The organism is Streptomyces sp. NPDC029122, assembly GCF_055569445.1.
Genome location: NZ_JBVHWK010000015.1, coordinates 19,519 through 35,033, shown reverse-complemented (window position 1 = coordinate 35,033; position 15,515 = coordinate 19,519). Strand labels below are relative to the sequence as shown.

Below are 15,515 nucleotides of genomic sequence, written 5' to 3'. Positions count from 1 at the left end.
CAGAAGGGAGAAAGAAGAAGACTCCCCCCCCCCCCCCCCCCCCCCCCCCCCCCCCCCTCGCCCCCCCCCTCACCCCCCCCCCCCCCCCCCCCGCCGCTTTGTCAGTGGGTGCGGATAGCCTGCACCGACAGGTGAACGGCGGTCGGAGGAGGGGGCGCGCGTGCGCGTACTGGGCGTGGACCCGGGGCTGACGCGATGCGGTGTCGGCGTGGTCGAGGGAGTCGCCGGACGGCCCCTCACCATGATCGGCGTCGGGGTCGTACGGACGCCCGCCGACGCCGAGCTGGGGGACCGGCTCGTCGCGATCGAGGCCGGCATCGAGGAGTGGCTCGATACCCACCGGCCCGAATGCGTCGCCGTGGAGCGGGTTTTCAGCCAGCACAACGTCCGCACCGTCATGGGCACCGCCCAGGCCAGCGCCGTCGCCATGCTGTGCGCCGCGCGCCGCGGGATACCGGTCGCGCTGCACACCCCGAGCGAGGTCAAGGCCGCCGTCACCGGCAGCGGTCGCGCCGACAAGGCGCAGGTCGGGGCGATGGTGACCCGGCTGCTGCGGCTCGCCGAACCGCCCAGGCCGGCCGATGCCGCCGACGCGCTGGCCCTCGCCATCTGCCACATCTGGCGGGCCCCCGCCCAGAACCGCCTCCAGCAGGCGGTGGCCCGGCACGCCACCGGTGCGCGCGCCGCGCACCCCCTGAACGCCGTCCACACGCCGGGCGCCCCGAGCGCGGGCAGGACCCCGAACGCCCCGAAAGGCCGTACCCGATGATCGCCTTCGTCAGCGGCCAGGTCGCCGCGCTCACCCCCACCCTCGCCGTGATCGAGGTCGGGGGAGTGGGGATGGCCGTGCAGTGCACGCCGAACACCATCGCCGGACTGCGGGTGGGCGAGCATGCGCGGCTGGCCACCTCGCTGGTCGTACGGGAGGACTCGCTGACCCTGTACGGCTTCGCCGACGACGACGAACGCCAGGTCTTCGAGCTGCTCCAGACCGCCAGCGGCGTCGGCCCGCGGGTGGCCCAGGCGATGCTCGGAGTGCACAGTCCGGACGCGCTGCGGGCGGCCTTCGCCTCGGGGGACGCGAAGGCGTTGACGGCGGTCCCGGGGATCGGGCCGAAGGGCGCGCAGAAGCTGCTGCTGGAGCTGAAGGACAAGCTGGGGGCCCCCGGCCCGGTGGTCGGTGCCCAGCGCGCGCCCGCGTCCGGACCCGCCCCCTGGACCGAGCAGCTCACCGCCGCGCTGATCGGCCTCGGCTATGCCGCGCGGGAGGCCGACGAGGCCGTGTCCGCGGTCACTCCGCAGGCCGAGGCCGCCATCGCCGCCGGCGGCTCGGCCCCCGTCCCGCAGCTCCTGCGGGCGGCGCTGCAGTCCCTCAGCCGGGCCCGCTGAGCCGGCCCGGAGCCGCGGCGTGCCGCTCGCTCCGCGCCGGACCCCGTACGACCGCTCCGCGCCCGTCGCCCCGGTGGAACGGCCCTCGGCGGGGCCGGGCCGGCGCGGGGGTGGCGGCGGGGCCCGGATTGACCAACGCAACGACGTAGAAGGCAGACTGACCACCGTGAACTGGGACGACGACGACACCGGCACCTCCGAGCCCGACAGGCTGGTCACCGCGGCGGCCGACGGGGAGGACACCGCCGTCGAGGCCGCGCTGCGCCCCAAGGACCTCGGCGAGTTCGTCGGCCAGGAGAAGGTCCGCCAGCAGCTGGACCTCGTGCTGAAGGCCGCCCGCCAGCGCGGCGCCACCGCCGACCACGTCCTGCTGTCGGGCGCGCCCGGCCTCGGCAAGACCACCCTCTCCATGATCATCGCCGCGGAGATGGGGGCGCCCATCCGGATCACCTCCGGCCCCGCCATCCAGCACGCCGGAGACCTCGCCGCGATCCTGTCCTCCCTCCAGGAGGGGGAGGTCCTCTTCCTCGACGAGATCCACCGCATGTCCCGGCCCGCCGAGGAGATGCTGTACATGGCCATGGAGGACTTCCGCGTCGACGTGATCGTCGGCAAGGGCCCCGGAGCCACCGCCATCCCGCTGGAGCTGCCGCCCTTCACCCTCGTCGGGGCCACCACCCGCGCCGGCCTGCTCCCGCCGCCCCTGCGGGACCGCTTCGGCTTCACCGGGCACATGGAGTTCTACGCCCCCGCGGAGCTGGAACGCGTCATCCGGCGCTCCGCCGGCCTCCTCGACGTGGAGATCGACACCGCCGGGGCCGCCGAGATCGCCGGCCGCTCCCGCGGCACCCCCCGCATCGCCAACCGGCTGCTGCGCCGCGTCCGCGACTACGCACAGGTGAGGGCCGACGGAGTGATCACCCGTGAGGTGGCCGCCACCGCCCTCCAGGTGTACGAGGTGGACGCGCGCGGACTGGACCGGCTGGACCGGGCCGTGCTGGAGGCCCTGCTCAAGCTGTTCGGCGGCGGGCCCGTCGGGCTGTCCACCCTCGCCGTCGCCGTGGGGGAGGAGCGCGAGACGGTCGAGGAGGTCGCCGAGCCCTTCCTCGTCAGGGAGGGGCTCCTCGCCCGCACCCCGCGCGGCCGGGTCGCGACCCCCGCCGCATGGGCCCACCTGGGGCTCGTCCCGCCCCAGCCGGGCGGCCGTGGATCAAGCGGACAACAGGGCCTGTTCGGGGCCTGACGGCGCGGAGGTTCGACCGGTCAGGAACTGCGGTGCCATGCTGGGCGTTGTTCCATCGGTGCGGACTCGCCTAGACTCCGCCGATGCCGACCCTTCGGGTCGGCGTGCCCACCCCCGTAGAAATGGCCGCTCCCCGGCGCGGCCGTGCGAAGGATCCTCGTCCCGTGAACAACATCAGCTTCTTGCTCCCGTTCATCGTGCTCATCGGGGCGATGTTCCTGATGACCCGGTCCGCAAAGAAGAAGCAGGCCCAGGCCGCTCAGATGCGTGACCAGATGACGACCGGCACCGGCGTGCGCACCATCGGCGGCATGTACGCCACCGTCAAGGAGATCGGCGAGGACACCGTCACCCTCGAGGTGGCCCCCGGTGTCCACGCGGTCTACGCGAAGAACGCCATCGGCGCCGTGCTGGAGGACGCCGAGTACAACCGGATCGTCCACGGCTTCTCCGAGACTCCGGAGGAGGACGCCCCGGTCGTCCCCGACGACGCCTCCTCGCTGACCGAGGGCGACGCCCCCAAGCTCGACCTGGGCAAGAAGGACGAGCCCAAGCGCGACGACGAGCCCAAGGACGGCAAGACCGACGGCGAGCCCGGCGCCAAGTAGCGTCCGGCAGGGGCCGCGGCGGTGTCCGACCGGCATCCGCCGCGGTTCCCGCAGTGAACTTCTGCGGGGGGCAGGGGTCCCCACCACACATTTCGTGGCCGTCCGCGCGCTGACCCGGCGCGGGACGGTTGGACAGGGAGATACGACAAGGTGGCAGCACCGAAGAAGGGCCGGCGGCCCACGGGGGCTCAGGGGAGGCCGGGGCGCGCCCTGGCCTTCATCCTGATCGCGATGGTGGCGCTCACCGCGGGGATGTTCCTCACGAAGCAGACGACGCCCCGTCTGGGCATCGACCTCGCCGGCGGTACGAGCATCACGCTCAAGGCCAAGAGCGAGCCCGGCAAGCCGGACGCCGTCAACGAGACCAACATGAACACGGCGGTCGGCATCATCGAGCGCCGCGTCAACGGTCTCGGCGTCTCGGAGTCGGAGGTCCAGACCCAGGGCCGCGACCACATCATCGTGAACATCCCCAAGGGGACGAACGAGCAGCAGGCCCGCGAGCAGGTCGGTACCACCGCCCAGCTGTACTTCCGCCCCGTGCTGGCGTTCGCCGACGGCGCTCCCGTCGCTCCCGAGCCGAAGCCGAGCACGCCCGCGAACCCTTCCGCGAGCCCCTCCGCGAGCGGTTCCGGCGCCCCGAAGGCCGAGGGCTCCAAGCCCTCCGCGTCGGCCACCCCGTCGTCCAGCGCCACTTCCCAGGGCCGTGTGCTCAGCGAGGCCCTCAAGGCCCCGGGCACCCCCACTCCCTCGCCGTCGGCGAGCGAGTCGAAGAAGGCAGACGACAACAAGGCCACGCCCCCCGCCTCGGCCCCGGCTCCCGCTCCGACCCCGTCGGCCGACCCGGCCGCGGCGGACCTGCAGGCGAAGTTCGCCGCGCTGGACTGCACCAAGGAGGACCAGCGCGCCGCCGCCGGCAAGGGCGCCAAGCCCGAGGACCCGATGATCGCCTGTGGTCAGCGCGGCACCGTCTGGGGCAAGTGGCTCCTGGGTCCGGCCCAGGTCAACGGCCAGGACGTGAAGGACGCCCAGGGCGTCATCGACCAGCAGCGCGGTCAGTGGATCGTCACCATGCAGTTCACCGACAAGGGCGCCGACAAGTTCGCCAAGATCACCGGTGAGCTGGCCACCAAGCAGTCCCCGCAGAACCAGTTCGCGATCGTGCTCGACGGCGAGGTCATCTCCGACCCGTCCGTCAGCCAGGCGCTGACCGGCGGCAACGCCGAGATCTCCGGCGGCTTCACCCAGCAGTCCGCGCAGGACCTGGGCAACATGCTCTCGTACGGCGCCCTGCCGCTGTCCTTCCAGGAGGACAGCGTCACCACCGTCACCGCCGCGCTCGGCGGCGAGCAGCTGAAGGCCGGCCTCATCGCCGGCGCCATCGGCCTCGCGCTCGTGGTGATCTACCTGCTCGTGTACTACCGCGGTCTGGCCTTCATCGCGATCGTCAGCCTCATGGTGTCCGCGGTCCTCACCTACACGATCATGGCGCTGCTGGGCAAGGGCATCGGATTCGCCCTGAACCTGCCCGCCGTCTGCGGCGCGATCGTCGCGATCGGCATCACCGCCGACTCGTTCATCGTGTACTTCGAGCGCATCCGCGACGAGATCCGCGAGGGCCGCACCCTGCGGCCGGCCGTCGAGCGCGCCTGGCCGCGTGCCCGCCGCACGATCCTGGTCTCCGACTTCGTGTCGTTCCTCGCCGCCGCGGTGCTCTTCATCGTCACCGTCGGCAAGGTCCAGGGCTTCGCCTTTACCCTGGGTCTGACCACCCTCCTCGACGTGGTCGTGGTGTTCCTGTTCACCAAGCCGATCATGACCCTGATGGCCCGCACGAAGTTCTTCTCCAGCGGGCACCCGTGGTCCGGGCTCGACCCGCAGCGGCTCGGCGCCAAGCCGCCGCTGCGCCGGTCCCGCGGCAGCGCGCCCGTTCCCGCCCCCGTCGACGCAAAGGAGGCGTGAGAGATGTCGAAGCTGGGAGATCTCGGCGCCAAGCTGTACCGCGGTGATGTCGGCTACGACTTCGTCGGCAAGCGCTTTCTCTGGTACGGCGTTTCCATCCTGATCACCATCACGGCGATCGTGGCCCTGGCCGTCCAGGGCCTCAACATGGGCATCGAGTTCAAGGGCGGGGCCGTCTTCACCACCCCGAAGACCACCGTCTCCGTCGCCAGGGCGACGGAGAGCGCGGAGAAGGCCTCGGGGCACGACGCGATCGTCCAGGAGCTCGGCACCGGCGGCATGCGCATCCAGATCTCCGGTCTGGACACCGACTCCGCCGCGTCCGTGAAGAAGCAGCTCGGGACCGAGCTCAAGGTCGACGCGGCCCAGATCAACGCCGACCTGGTCGGACCGAGCTGGGGCGAGCAGATCGCGAACAAGGCCTGGACCGGCCTCGGCGTCTTCATGATCCTCGTGGTGATCTACCTGGCGATCGCCTTCGAATGGCGGATGGCCGTGGCCGCGCTCATCGCGCTGATCCACGACCTCACCATCACCGTCGGCGTGTACGCGCTGGTCGGCTTCGAGGTCACCCCGGGCACCGTGATCGGTCTGCTCACCATCCTCGGCTACTCCCTCTACGACACCGTCGTCGTCTTCGACGGTCTGAAGGAGGGCTCGAAGGACATCACCAAGCAGACCCGCTACACCTTCAGCGAGATCGCCAACCGCAGCATCAACGGCACGCTGGTCCGCTCGATCAACACGACCGTCGTCGCACTGCTCCCGGTCGCAGGCCTGCTCTTCATCGGCGGCGGCTTCCTGGGCGCGGGCATGCTCAACGACATCTCGCTGTCGCTGTTCGTCGGCCTCGCGGCCGGCGCGTACTCCTCCATCTTCATCGCGACCCCGCTGGTCGTGGACCTGAAGGAGCGCGAGCCGGCGATGAAGGCGCTGACCAAGCGGGTGCTCGCGAAGCGCGCCGCCGGCGCCGCCAAGGGCGAGGACGCCGACGCGGGCACCGAGCCGGAGGACTCCGCGCAGGTCGTGGCCCAGGGCGGCCAGGGGAGGCGGCGCCGGTGACCGCGGCCTCCACTCCCGAACTGCGCGAGCTGCTGCTCGGCCGGATCAAGGACGTCCCGGACTACCCGAAGCCCGGCGTGGTGTTCAAGGACATCACCCCGCTGCTCGCCGACCCGAAGGCCTTCACGGCGCTGACGGAGGCGCTGGTGGAGCTGGCGGTCCGGTACGGGGCGACGAAGATCGTCGGTCTGGAGGCGCGCGGGTTCATCCTCGCGGCCCCGGTCGCCGTCCAGGCGGGCATCGGCTTCGTGCCCGTACGCAAGGCCGGCAAGCTGCCGGGCGCCACGCTCGGGCAGTCGTACGAGCTGGAGTACGGCACCGCCGAGATCGAGGTCCACGCGGAGGACCTGTCGGCCGGTGACCGGGTCATGGTCATCGACGACGTCCTCGCCACCGGCGGCACCGCCGAGGCCTCGCTGGAGCTGATCCGGCGGGCCGGTGCCGAGGTCGCCGGGGTGGCGGTCCTGATGGAGCTGTCCTTCCTGCCGGGGCGGGCCAAGCTGGCCCCCGCCCTGGCGGGCGCCCCGCTGGACGCCCTGATCGTGGTCTGACCCCACTCCGTACGCGAGCGGCGGGTTCCCGGGACACCCCGGGGGACCCGCCGCTTCCGTATGCGGGCCCCGCCGCCGGCGGCGCGGCCCCTCCGAGCCTCCCGCCTCGAACGCCGACGGGGCCGGCGTGGTGCGTGCCCGGGGACGGCGTCCCGGGGAGCGACCACGGAGAACGGGGCGGCGCAACCCTCGCTACCATGGGTTATCCGGACCTGCCCGGGCCCCCGGATCCTCCCCCGGACGCCGTCCGGGGGGACCCCCAGAGGAGCGCTCTTGCCAGACGAGGTCCAGCCACTCTCCGCCGCACAGCCCGACCCGCAGGCCGAGCGGGCCGAGGCGGCCGCGGCCACGCCCCCGCCGGCCCCGCCGGTCAAGCCCGTGCCGGCCAGGCCGGCCGGGTCCTCCAACCGCGTGCGCGCCAGGCTGGCGCGCCTCGGCGTGCAGCGTTCCAACCCGTACAACCCGGTACTGGAACCTCTGCTCCGCATAGTCCGCAGCAATGACCCGAAGATCGAAACGGCGACGCTGCGCCAGATCGAGCAGGCCTACCAGGTCGCCGAACGCTGGCACCGCGGCCAGAAGCGCAAGAGCGGCGACCCGTACATCACCCACCCGCTCGCGGTGACCACCATCCTCGCCGAGCTGGGCATGGACCCCGCCACCCTGATGGCGGGCCTGCTGCACGACACCGTCGAGGACACCGAGTACGGCCTGGAGCAGCTCCGCCGCGACTTCGGCGACGCGGTCGCCCTCCTCGTCGACGGCGTCACCAAGCTGGACCGGGTCAAGTTCGGCGAGGCCGCGCAGGCCGAGACCGTGCGCAAGATGGTCGTCGCCATGGCCAAGGACCCGCGCGTCCTGGTCATCAAGCTCGCGGACCGCCTGCACAACATGCGCACCATGCGCTACCTCAAGCGGGAGAAGCAGGAGAAGAAGGCCCGCGAGACCCTCGAGATCTACGCGCCGCTGGCCCACCGCCTCGGCATGAACACGATCAAGTGGGAGCTCGAGGACCTCGCCTTCGCGATCCTCTACCCCAAGATGTACGACGAGATCGTGCGGCTCGTCGCCGAGCGGGCCCCCAAGCGCGACGAGTACCTGGCCGTCGTCACCGACGAGGTGCAGGCCGACCTGCGCGCGGCCCGGATCAAGGCCACCGTCACCGGCAGACCCAAGCACTACTACAGCGTCTACCAGAAGATGATCGTCCGCGGCCGTGACTTCGCGGAGATCTACGACCTGGTGGGCATCCGCGTCCTCGTGGACACCGTCCGGGACTGCTACGCCGCCCTCGGCACGGTGCACGCGCGCTGGAACCCGGTCCCGGGCCGGTTCAAGGACTACATCGCGATGCCCAAGTTCAACATGTACCAGTCGCTCCACACGACGGTCATCGGGCCCAGCGGCAAGCCGGTCGAGCTCCAGATCCGCACCTTCGACATGCACCGCCGCGCCGAGTACGGCATCGCCGCGCACTGGAAGTACAAGCAGCAGACCGTCGCCGGGGCCTCGAAGGTCCGCACCGACGTCCCGCAGGCCGCCAAGGGCAGCGCCGGCCACGACACGGTCAACGACATGGCCTGGCTGCGCCAGCTGCTCGACTGGCAGAAGGAGACCGAGGACCCGGGCGAGTTCCTGGACTCGCTGCGCTTCGACCTCTCCCGCAACGAGGTCTTCGTCTTCACCCCCAAGGGCGACGTCATCGCGCTGCCCGCCGGCGCGACCTCCGTGGACTTCGCGTACGCGGTCCACACCGAGGTCGGCCACCGCACCATCGGCGCACGGGTCAACGGGCGGCTCGTACCGCTCGAATCGACCCTGGACAACGGCGACCTGGTCGAGGTGTTCACCTCCAAGGCCGAGGGCGCGGGCCCCTCCCGGGACTGGCTCGGCTTCGTGAAGTCCCCCCGCGCCCGCAACAAGATCCGGGCCTGGTTCTCCAAGGAGCGCCGCGACGAGGCCATCGAGCACGGCAAGGACGCCATCGCGCGGGCCATGCGCAAGCAGAACCTGCCGATCCAGCGGATCCTGACGGGCGACTCCCTGGTCACCCTGGCGCACGAGATGCGCTACCCGGACATCTCCTCCCTGTACGCGGCGATCGGCGAGGGCCACGTGGCCGCGCAGGGCGTCGTGCAGAAGCTGGTGCAGGCCCTCGGCGGCGAGGAGGCCGCCAACGAGGACATCGAGGAGAGCGTCCCGCCGTCGCGCTCCCGCGGCAAACGGCGCGGCAACGCCGACCCCGGTGTGGTCGTCAAGGGCGTCGACGACGTGTGGGTGAAGCTGGCCCGCTGCTGCACCCCGGTGCCGGGCGACCCGATCATCGGCTTCGTCACGCGGGGCAGCGGCGTATCGGTTCACCGCGCCGACTGCGTCAACGTCGACTCCCTCTCCCAGCAGCCCGAGCGGATGCTGGAGGTGGAGTGGGCGCCGACCCAGTCCTCCGTCTTCCTGGTCGCCATCCAGGTCGAGGCGCTCGACCGGTCCCGCCTGCTGTCGGACGTCACCCGGGTCCTGTCGGACCAGCACGTGAACATCCTCTCCGCGGCCGTGCAGACCTCCCGCGACCGGGTGGCCACCTCCCGGTTCACCTTCGAGATGGGCGACCCGAAGCACCTGGGCCACGTCCTGAAGGCCGTACGGGGAGTCGAGGGCGTCTACGACGTCTACCGCGTCACCTCGGCCCGCCGGCCGTAGGCCACGACGCCGGACACGACCGTGGGCGCCGCCCCCCGAGGGGACGGCGCCCACCGTCGTACCGGGCGGCGGCCGGTTCAGGGGCAGCCCCACCAGACGAAGTTGAGATTGCCGCCGAAAAGGGCGGAGACGGCGGTGGCCGAACCGACGATCCACACCACGGTGCTCCTGCGGGCCCGGGCGAGGGCCAGCGCGAAGGGGAACAGCAGCGGGAACGCCGGCATGATGAAGCGCATCTTCGAGGAGTAGAAGCCCGCGCCGCCCAGCGCCATGATCATGATCATGGCCGCGAAGACCCACAGGACCATCGGGGGCCGGCGCCTGCGCGTCATCAGGACGAACAGCACCACGGCCGTGACCACCGTCAGCGAGACCACCAGGTGGTTGAGGGTGATGTGCCCGTCGGTGAAGGTCCTCTTCAGCTCCTTGAGGGTGTAGAAACCGCCGTCGTAGACGGACCCCCACCGGCGCTGGAGCTCGAAGTAGCCGTCCCAGCGGCCGAAGTGCAGGCCCACGTAGCCCACGTACCCGAACCAGCCCAGCGGGGCGATCAGCGAGGCCACGACGATCCGGCCCACGGCCGGACGCTGCGCACGCCGCTCCCGGCGCCACTGCACGTACTCCCAGACGCCCGCCAGCACCACGGCCGCGACGATCGCCGAACCGGAGGGCCGGGTGGCTCCGGCGAAGAAGGCCAGCACACCGGCCGTCACCCAGGACTTCGCCATCACCGCGTACATCGCCCACACCGACAGGGCGATGAACACCGGCTCGGTGTACGCCATCGACTGGACCAGCGCCGCCGGCACGATCGCGAACAGGGCGCAGGTGAAGAGGGCGACCCGGCGTCCGTAGATCTTGTCCGTGACGGCGAAGATCCCCCACGCGGCGATCACCGACGCGAACAGCGCCACGCCGATCGCCGCCCAGTTCACGGGCAGCTGCGTGACGTTCGCGGTCCACCGCACCAGCATCGGGTAGACGGGGAAGAACGCCATGTGGCAGCCCGGCCCCACCGGGGCGCAGGACGAAGGCATCTCGGTCGTCAGGCCGTGCTCGGCGATGTGCAGGTAGAAGTCGGTGTCCCAGCGCCCGGCCAGGATCTCCAGCGGCCCCACGCCCTCGCGGTGGGCCCAGACCGCCATCACGGCGAGCCCGGTGGCGCGCAGCGCGATGTGGATCAGCAGCGCCTTCCGGGCGCGCTTCAGGCCGGCGAGTACGCGCCGGCCGGCCCCCCGGGGTCCCGGTTCCCTCTTGCCGGCGACGGGCCGGGCGACGAGAAGGGGGTCTGGGACATCAGCGCGTATAGGGGTGTGCGTCACATTCGATCCTGGTCGCCCGGCAGAGGGCCGCCGAGGCGGCACCGTACAACGGTACACATGCGTCAGGTGTGACGGACGCGCGGCCCGCGTCGAAATCGCATAACGAGCGGGACGCACGAACAGGACACGTGAACGGGACGTACGAGCCCCCGGCGCAGGGCCCGGGAAGACCCCCCGGCCGCCGCTCGCCCCGGAACGCGGACGGGCACCACCGGACCGAACCGGTGGTGCCCGCCCGAACGGCCTGCGTCAGCCGCCGAACTCCTCCAGGCCCTTCAGCGCCTGGTCCAGCAGGGCCTGCCGGCCCTCCAGCTCGCGGGACAGCTTGTCCGCCTTCGCGTTGTTGCCGGCCGCGCGCGCCGCGTCGATCTGCTCACGCAGCTTGTCGACGGCCGCCTGGAGCTGCCCCGTCAGCCCGGCGGCGCGGGCCCGCGCCTCCGGGTTCGTACGGCGCCACTCGCCCTCCTCGGCCTCCTGGATGGCCCGCTCCACGGCGTGCATCCGGCCCTCGACCTTGGGACGGGCGTCGCGCGGGACGTGGCCGATGGCCTCCCAGCGCTCGTTGATGGAGCGGAACGCGGCCCTGGCCGCCTTCAGGTCCGTCACCGGGAGGAGCTTCTCCGCCTCGACGGCCAGCTCCTCCTTCAGCTTCAGGTTCTCGACCTGCTCGGCGTCGCGCTCCGCGAAGACCTCGCTGCGCGCCGCGAAGAACACGTCCTGCGCCCCGCGGAAACGGTTCCAGAGGTCGTCCTCGGCCTCGCGCTGCGCCCGGCCCGCCGCCTTCCAGCTGTCCATCAGCTCGCGGTAGCGGGCGGCCGTCGGGCCCCAGTCCGTCGACTTCGACAGCGACTCGGCCTCCGCGACCAGCTTCTCCTTGGCCTTGCGGGCGTCCTCGCGCTGGGCGTCGAGCGCGGCGAAGTGCGCCTTGCGGCGCTTGGAGAAGGCGGAGCGGGCGTGCGAGAACCGGTGCCACAGCTCGTCGTCCGACTTGCGGTCGAGCCGGGGCAGCCCCTTCCAGATGTCCACGAGCGCGCGCAGCCGCTCACCGGCACTGCGCCACTGGTCGCTCTGCGCCAGCTGCTCCGCCTCGGTGACCAGGGCCTCCTTGGCCGAACGGGCCTCGTCCGCCTGCTTGGCCTTCTGGACCTTGCGCTCCTCGCGCCGCGAGTCCACCGTCGCCACCAGCTTGTCGAGCCGGACGCGCAGCGCGTCGAGGTCACCGACGGCGTGGTGCTCGTCCACCTGCGTCCGCAGGTGCTCGATGGCCGTCTGGGCGTCCTTGGCGGACAGATCGGTGGTCCGCACCCGCCGTTCGAGGAGGCCGATCTCGACCACCAAGCCCTCGTACTTGCGCTCGAAGTAGGCCAGGGCCTCCTCGGGGGTGCCCGCCTGCCACGAGCCGACGACCTGCTCGCCCTCGGAAGTACGCACGTACACGGTGCCGGTCTCGTCGACTCGGCCCCACGGGTCGCTGCTCACAGCGCCTCCTCCACCTGATGCCCGCCGGGGGTACGCCCCCGGGCATCGTCCACAGTTTCCTGGGGCGGGCAGCGCCCGCCCTGCACAACGCCAACATAGGCGACCGCCGGGCCGGCTGTCCGCATCCCGCACGACGGAATATCGACGTACGGGCGGCGGGCCGCCGCCCCGGGGCCGCGCCGCCCGTCAGTTCTTGGTGACGGTGCCCTTCTCGATGGTCACCGGGTTCTTGGGGGCCCCGTCCTGGGCACCGTCGGCGGTCCCGGCCTTGGCGACCTCCTCCAGCACCTTCAGTCCGGCCGCGTCGATCTTGCCGAAGGGGGTGTAGGACGGGGCGAGCGGGCTGTCCTTGTAGACGAGGAAGAACTGGCTGCCGCCGGTGCCGGGGCGGCCGGTGTTGGCCATCGCCACCGTGCCGGCCGGGTAGATCACCTGGCCCTGCTCGTTCGGCTTGCCCAGGGCGTCGAGGTTCTCGTCCGGGATGGTGTAGCCGGGGCCGCCCATGCCGGTGCCCTCCGGGTCGCCGCACTGGAGGACGAAGATCCCGCCGGTCACCAGGCGGTGGCACTTGGTCTTGTCGAAGAAGCCCTTGTCGGCGAGCGACTTGAACGAGTTGACCGTCTGGGGGGTCTTCGCCGCGTCCATCTCGAACTTGACGTCGCCCGCGCTGGTCTTCAGGTCGAAGGTGTACTTCGCCTTGTCGTCGATGGCCATCGCGGGGGAGGGGGACTTCTTCGGCGTGGGCGCCGACGGGGACGACGAGGGGTCTGCCGCCGCGTCCTTCGTGTCCTCGCCGTCGAAGACACCGCCCACGACGAGGCCGACCAGCGTGGCGATCACCACGGCCGCGGCCGCGCCGACGACCGCCAGGCGCTGCCGCGACTTGCGGCGGGCCTCCGCGCGGCGCTTCTGCTGGCGCTCGTACTTCTCCCTGGCGAGCTGTCGCCGACGCTGATCGCTCGTGACCACCGGGTCGTCTCCTTGTGCGTCTCTGGTACCGCTGTCCGGGCTGGGTTAGGCCGTACCGTATATGGGTTCGCTGTGTAATGAAGGCCGCCGGTAGGCTCTGAGCAGCAGATTCCGATCCGCTGCCTCCCGCCGGACGACGATTGAGGACGAACGTGCTGATTGCCGGATTCCCCGCCGGGGCCTGGGGCACCAACTGCTACCTGGTCGCCCCCGCCGCCGGTGAGGAGTGCGTCATCATCGACCCCGGCCACCAGGCCGCCCAAGGGGTCGAGGAGACGTTGAGGAAGCACCGTCTCAAGCCCGTCGCGGTCGTCCTCACCCACGGCCACATCGATCATGTGGCCTCGGTGGTCCCGGTGTGCGGAGCACACGACGTGCCGGCCTGGATCCACCCCGAGGACCGCTACATGATGAGCGACCCGGAGAAGGCCCTCGGCCGCTCCATCGGCATGCCGCTCATGGGGGAGCTGACCGTGGGAGAGCCGGACGACGTCCGCGAGCTCACCGACGGCAGCCGGCTCAAGCTGGCCGGGATGGAGTTCTCGGTGGCGCACGCGCCCGGGCATACCAAGGGGTCGGTGACCTTCCGGATGCCCGAGCAGGCCGACGTCCCGCCGGTCTTCTTCTCGGGTGACCTGCTCTTCGCCGGCTCCATCGGACGCACCGACCTGCCCGGCGGCTCCCACGCCGAGATGCTCCAGTCGCTGGCCCGCGTGTGCCTGCCGCTGGACGACTCGACGGTGGTGCTGTCCGGCCACGGTCCCCAGACCACCATCGGCCGCGAGCGCGCGACCAACCCGTACCTGCGGGAGGTCGCCGCCGGCCCGGGGGGCGACACCGCCGCCCCACGACGAGGAATGTGACGAGAGTTCCGTGAGCACCTTCAAGGCCCCCAAGGGCACGTACGACCTGATCCCGCCCGTCTCCGTGAAGTACCTGGCCGTGCGCGAGGCCATCTCCGCGCCGCTGCGGAACTCCGGCTACGGCTACATCGAGACCCCGGGTTTCGAGGACGTCGGCCTCTTCGCCCGTGGCGTGGGCGAGTCCACCGACATCGTCTCCAAGGAGATGTACGCCTTTGAGACGAAGGGCGGGGACCTGCTCGCCCTACGCCCCGAAGGCACCGCCTCGGTGCTGCGGGCGGCCCTCCAGGCCAGCCTGCACAAGCAGGGCAACCTGCCGGTCAAGCTGTGGTACTCCGGCTCGTACTACCGCTACGAACGCCCGCAGAAGGGCCGCTACCGCCACTTCTCGCAGGTCGGCGCCGAGGCGATCGGTGCCGAGGACCCGGCGCTGGACGCCGAGCTGATCATCCTGGCCGACCAGGCGTACCGCTCGCTGGGTCTGCGCGACTTCCGGATCCTGCTGAACTCGCTCGGCGACAAGGAGTGCCGCCCGGTCTACCGCGAGGCGCTCCAGGGCTTCCTGCGCGGGCTGGACCTCGACGAGGAGACCCTGCGCCGGGCCGACATCAACCCGCTGCGCGTCCTCGACGACAAGCGGCCCGAGGTGCAGAAGCAGCTGGTGGGCGCGCCCGTGCTGCGCGACTACCTGTGCGACGCGTGCAAGGCGTACCACGAGGAGGTCCGGACGCTGATCACGGCCGCCGGGGTGGCCTTCGAGGACGACCCGAAGCTGGTGCGCGGCCTGGACTACTACACCCGCACCACCTTCGAGTTCGTCCACGACGGCCTGGGATCGCAGTCCGCGGTCGGCGGCGGCGGCCGCTACGACGGCCTGTCCGAGATGATCGGCGGCCCCGCGCTGCCGTCGGTCGGCTGGGCGCTGGGCGTGGACCGGACCGTGCTCGCCCTGGAGGCCGAGGGCGTGGAGCTGGAGATCCCGGCCGCCACGTCGGTCTTCGCCGTCGCGCTGGGCGAGACCAAGCCGGCGGTGTTCGGCCTGGTGACCGATCTGCGCAAGGCGGGCGTCGCGGCGGACATGTCGTACGGGGGCAAGGGCCTCAAGGGCGCCATGAAGGACGCGAACCGCAGTGGGGCGCGCTTCGCGGTGATCGTGGGCGACCGCGACCTCGCCGAGGGCGTGGTCCAGCTCAAGGACCTGGGGTCCGGCGAGCAGACCGCCGTGGCGGTCGCCGACGTGGTCGCCGAGGTACGGGCCCGGCTGGCCTGACACCAGCGTCATGCGGTGGGGGGGGGGGGGGGGGGGGGGGGGGGGGGCCCACAACCCCCCTCTCCCTTTCCCCTCCTCCCCCCGCCAACCAGGCAGGACC

Annotated in this window: 13 protein-coding genes; 10 read left to right on the top strand and 3 right to left on the bottom strand. The window is 71.7% G+C overall.

The window, feature by feature from the left end; translation table 11 throughout:
- The first annotated feature begins 160 nt into the window (after positions 1 to 160).
- From ruvC to ACZ4WZ_RS18720, 8 genes are all read left to right on the top strand, one after another.
- Entirely contained in the window at positions 161 to 769 is a 609-nt protein-coding gene (gene ruvC, locus ACZ4WZ_RS18755; protein WP_467891607.1) for a crossover junction endodeoxyribonuclease RuvC, read from the top strand.
- On the top strand, positions 766 to 1,389 hold the full coding sequence (ruvA, locus tag ACZ4WZ_RS18750) for a Holliday junction branch migration protein RuvA (RefSeq protein ID WP_467891605.1): 624 nt from the start codon (positions 766 to 768) through the stop codon (positions 1,387 to 1,389). The genes ruvC and ruvA overlap by 4 nt, the downstream gene beginning before the upstream one ends.
- A 166-nt stretch (positions 1,390 to 1,555) precedes the next feature.
- Positions 1,556 to 2,632 (top strand): Holliday junction branch migration DNA helicase RuvB, encoded by a 1,077-nt coding sequence (gene ruvB, locus ACZ4WZ_RS18745; RefSeq protein WP_467891602.1) that lies wholly within the window; start codon positions 1,556 to 1,558, stop codon positions 2,630 to 2,632.
- A gap of 164 nt (positions 2,633 to 2,796) precedes the next feature.
- Positions 2,797 to 3,240 (top strand): preprotein translocase subunit YajC, encoded by a 444-nt coding sequence (gene yajC, locus ACZ4WZ_RS18740; RefSeq protein ID WP_467891600.1) that lies wholly within the window; start codon positions 2,797 to 2,799, stop codon positions 3,238 to 3,240.
- A 150-nt stretch (positions 3,241 to 3,390) separates the two neighbouring features.
- Positions 3,391 to 5,202: a protein translocase subunit SecD gene (secD, locus tag ACZ4WZ_RS18735; protein WP_467891598.1), complete on the top strand. Its 1,812-nt coding sequence runs from the start codon at positions 3,391 to 3,393 to the stop codon at positions 5,200 to 5,202.
- Between the two features lie 3 nt (positions 5,203 to 5,205).
- Positions 5,206 to 6,264 (top strand): protein translocase subunit SecF, encoded by a 1,059-nt coding sequence (secF, locus tag ACZ4WZ_RS18730; protein ID WP_467891596.1) that lies wholly within the window; start codon positions 5,206 to 5,208, stop codon positions 6,262 to 6,264.
- Entirely contained in the window at positions 6,261 to 6,815 is a 555-nt protein-coding gene (locus ACZ4WZ_RS18725; RefSeq protein ID WP_467891594.1) for an adenine phosphoribosyltransferase, read from the top strand. Before secF ends, ACZ4WZ_RS18725 begins: the two co-directional genes overlap by 4 nt.
- A gap of 273 nt (positions 6,816 to 7,088) precedes the next feature.
- Positions 7,089 to 9,512 (top strand): RelA/SpoT family protein, encoded by a 2,424-nt coding sequence (locus ACZ4WZ_RS18720; RefSeq protein WP_467891592.1) that lies wholly within the window; start codon positions 7,089 to 7,091, stop codon positions 9,510 to 9,512.
- A gap of 77 nt (positions 9,513 to 9,589) precedes the next feature.
- Here the strand turns inward: ACZ4WZ_RS18720 and ACZ4WZ_RS18715 are convergent, their stop codons facing one another.
- From ACZ4WZ_RS18715 to ACZ4WZ_RS18705, 3 genes are all read right to left on the bottom strand, one after another.
- The gene (locus tag ACZ4WZ_RS18715) at positions 9,590 to 10,834 is read right to left on the bottom strand and encodes a glycosyltransferase family 39 protein (protein ID WP_467891589.1); all 1,245 of its coding nucleotides are present in this window, start codon (positions 10,832 to 10,834) and stop codon (positions 9,590 to 9,592) included.
- Positions 10,835 to 11,083: 249 nt separating this feature from the next.
- The gene (locus ACZ4WZ_RS18710) at positions 11,084 to 12,313 is read right to left on the bottom strand and encodes a DUF349 domain-containing protein (protein ID WP_467891587.1); all 1,230 of its coding nucleotides are present in this window, start codon (positions 12,311 to 12,313) and stop codon (positions 11,084 to 11,086) included.
- Between the two features lie 186 nt (positions 12,314 to 12,499).
- The gene (locus tag ACZ4WZ_RS18705) at positions 12,500 to 13,282 is read right to left on the bottom strand and encodes a peptidylprolyl isomerase (protein WP_467891585.1); all 783 of its coding nucleotides are present in this window, start codon (positions 13,280 to 13,282) and stop codon (positions 12,500 to 12,502) included.
- A gap of 152 nt (positions 13,283 to 13,434) precedes the next feature.
- Between ACZ4WZ_RS18705 and ACZ4WZ_RS18700 the strand changes: the two genes are divergently transcribed.
- Both ACZ4WZ_RS18700 and hisS read left to right on the top strand, forming a co-directional pair.
- Complete coding sequence (locus tag ACZ4WZ_RS18700) at positions 13,435 to 14,145, top strand: MBL fold metallo-hydrolase (protein ID WP_467891583.1); 711 nt, start codon at positions 13,435 to 13,437, stop codon at positions 14,143 to 14,145.
- A 10-nt stretch (positions 14,146 to 14,155) separates the two neighbouring features.
- On the top strand, positions 14,156 to 15,415 hold the full coding sequence (hisS, locus tag ACZ4WZ_RS18695) for a histidine--tRNA ligase (RefSeq protein ID WP_467891581.1): 1,260 nt from the start codon (positions 14,156 to 14,158) through the stop codon (positions 15,413 to 15,415).
- Positions 15,416 to 15,515 lie beyond the last annotated feature (100 nt).

What these genes read in the sequence shown, in the direction of transcription:
- ruvA (WP_467891605.1), top strand. Translation starts at nt 766, where the DNA reads ATGATCGCCTTCGTCAGCGGCCAGGTCGCCGCGCTCACCCCCACCCTC.
- secF (WP_467891596.1), top strand. Translation starts at nt 5,206, where the DNA reads ATGTCGAAGCTGGGAGATCTCGGCGCCAAGCTGTACCGCGGTGATGTC.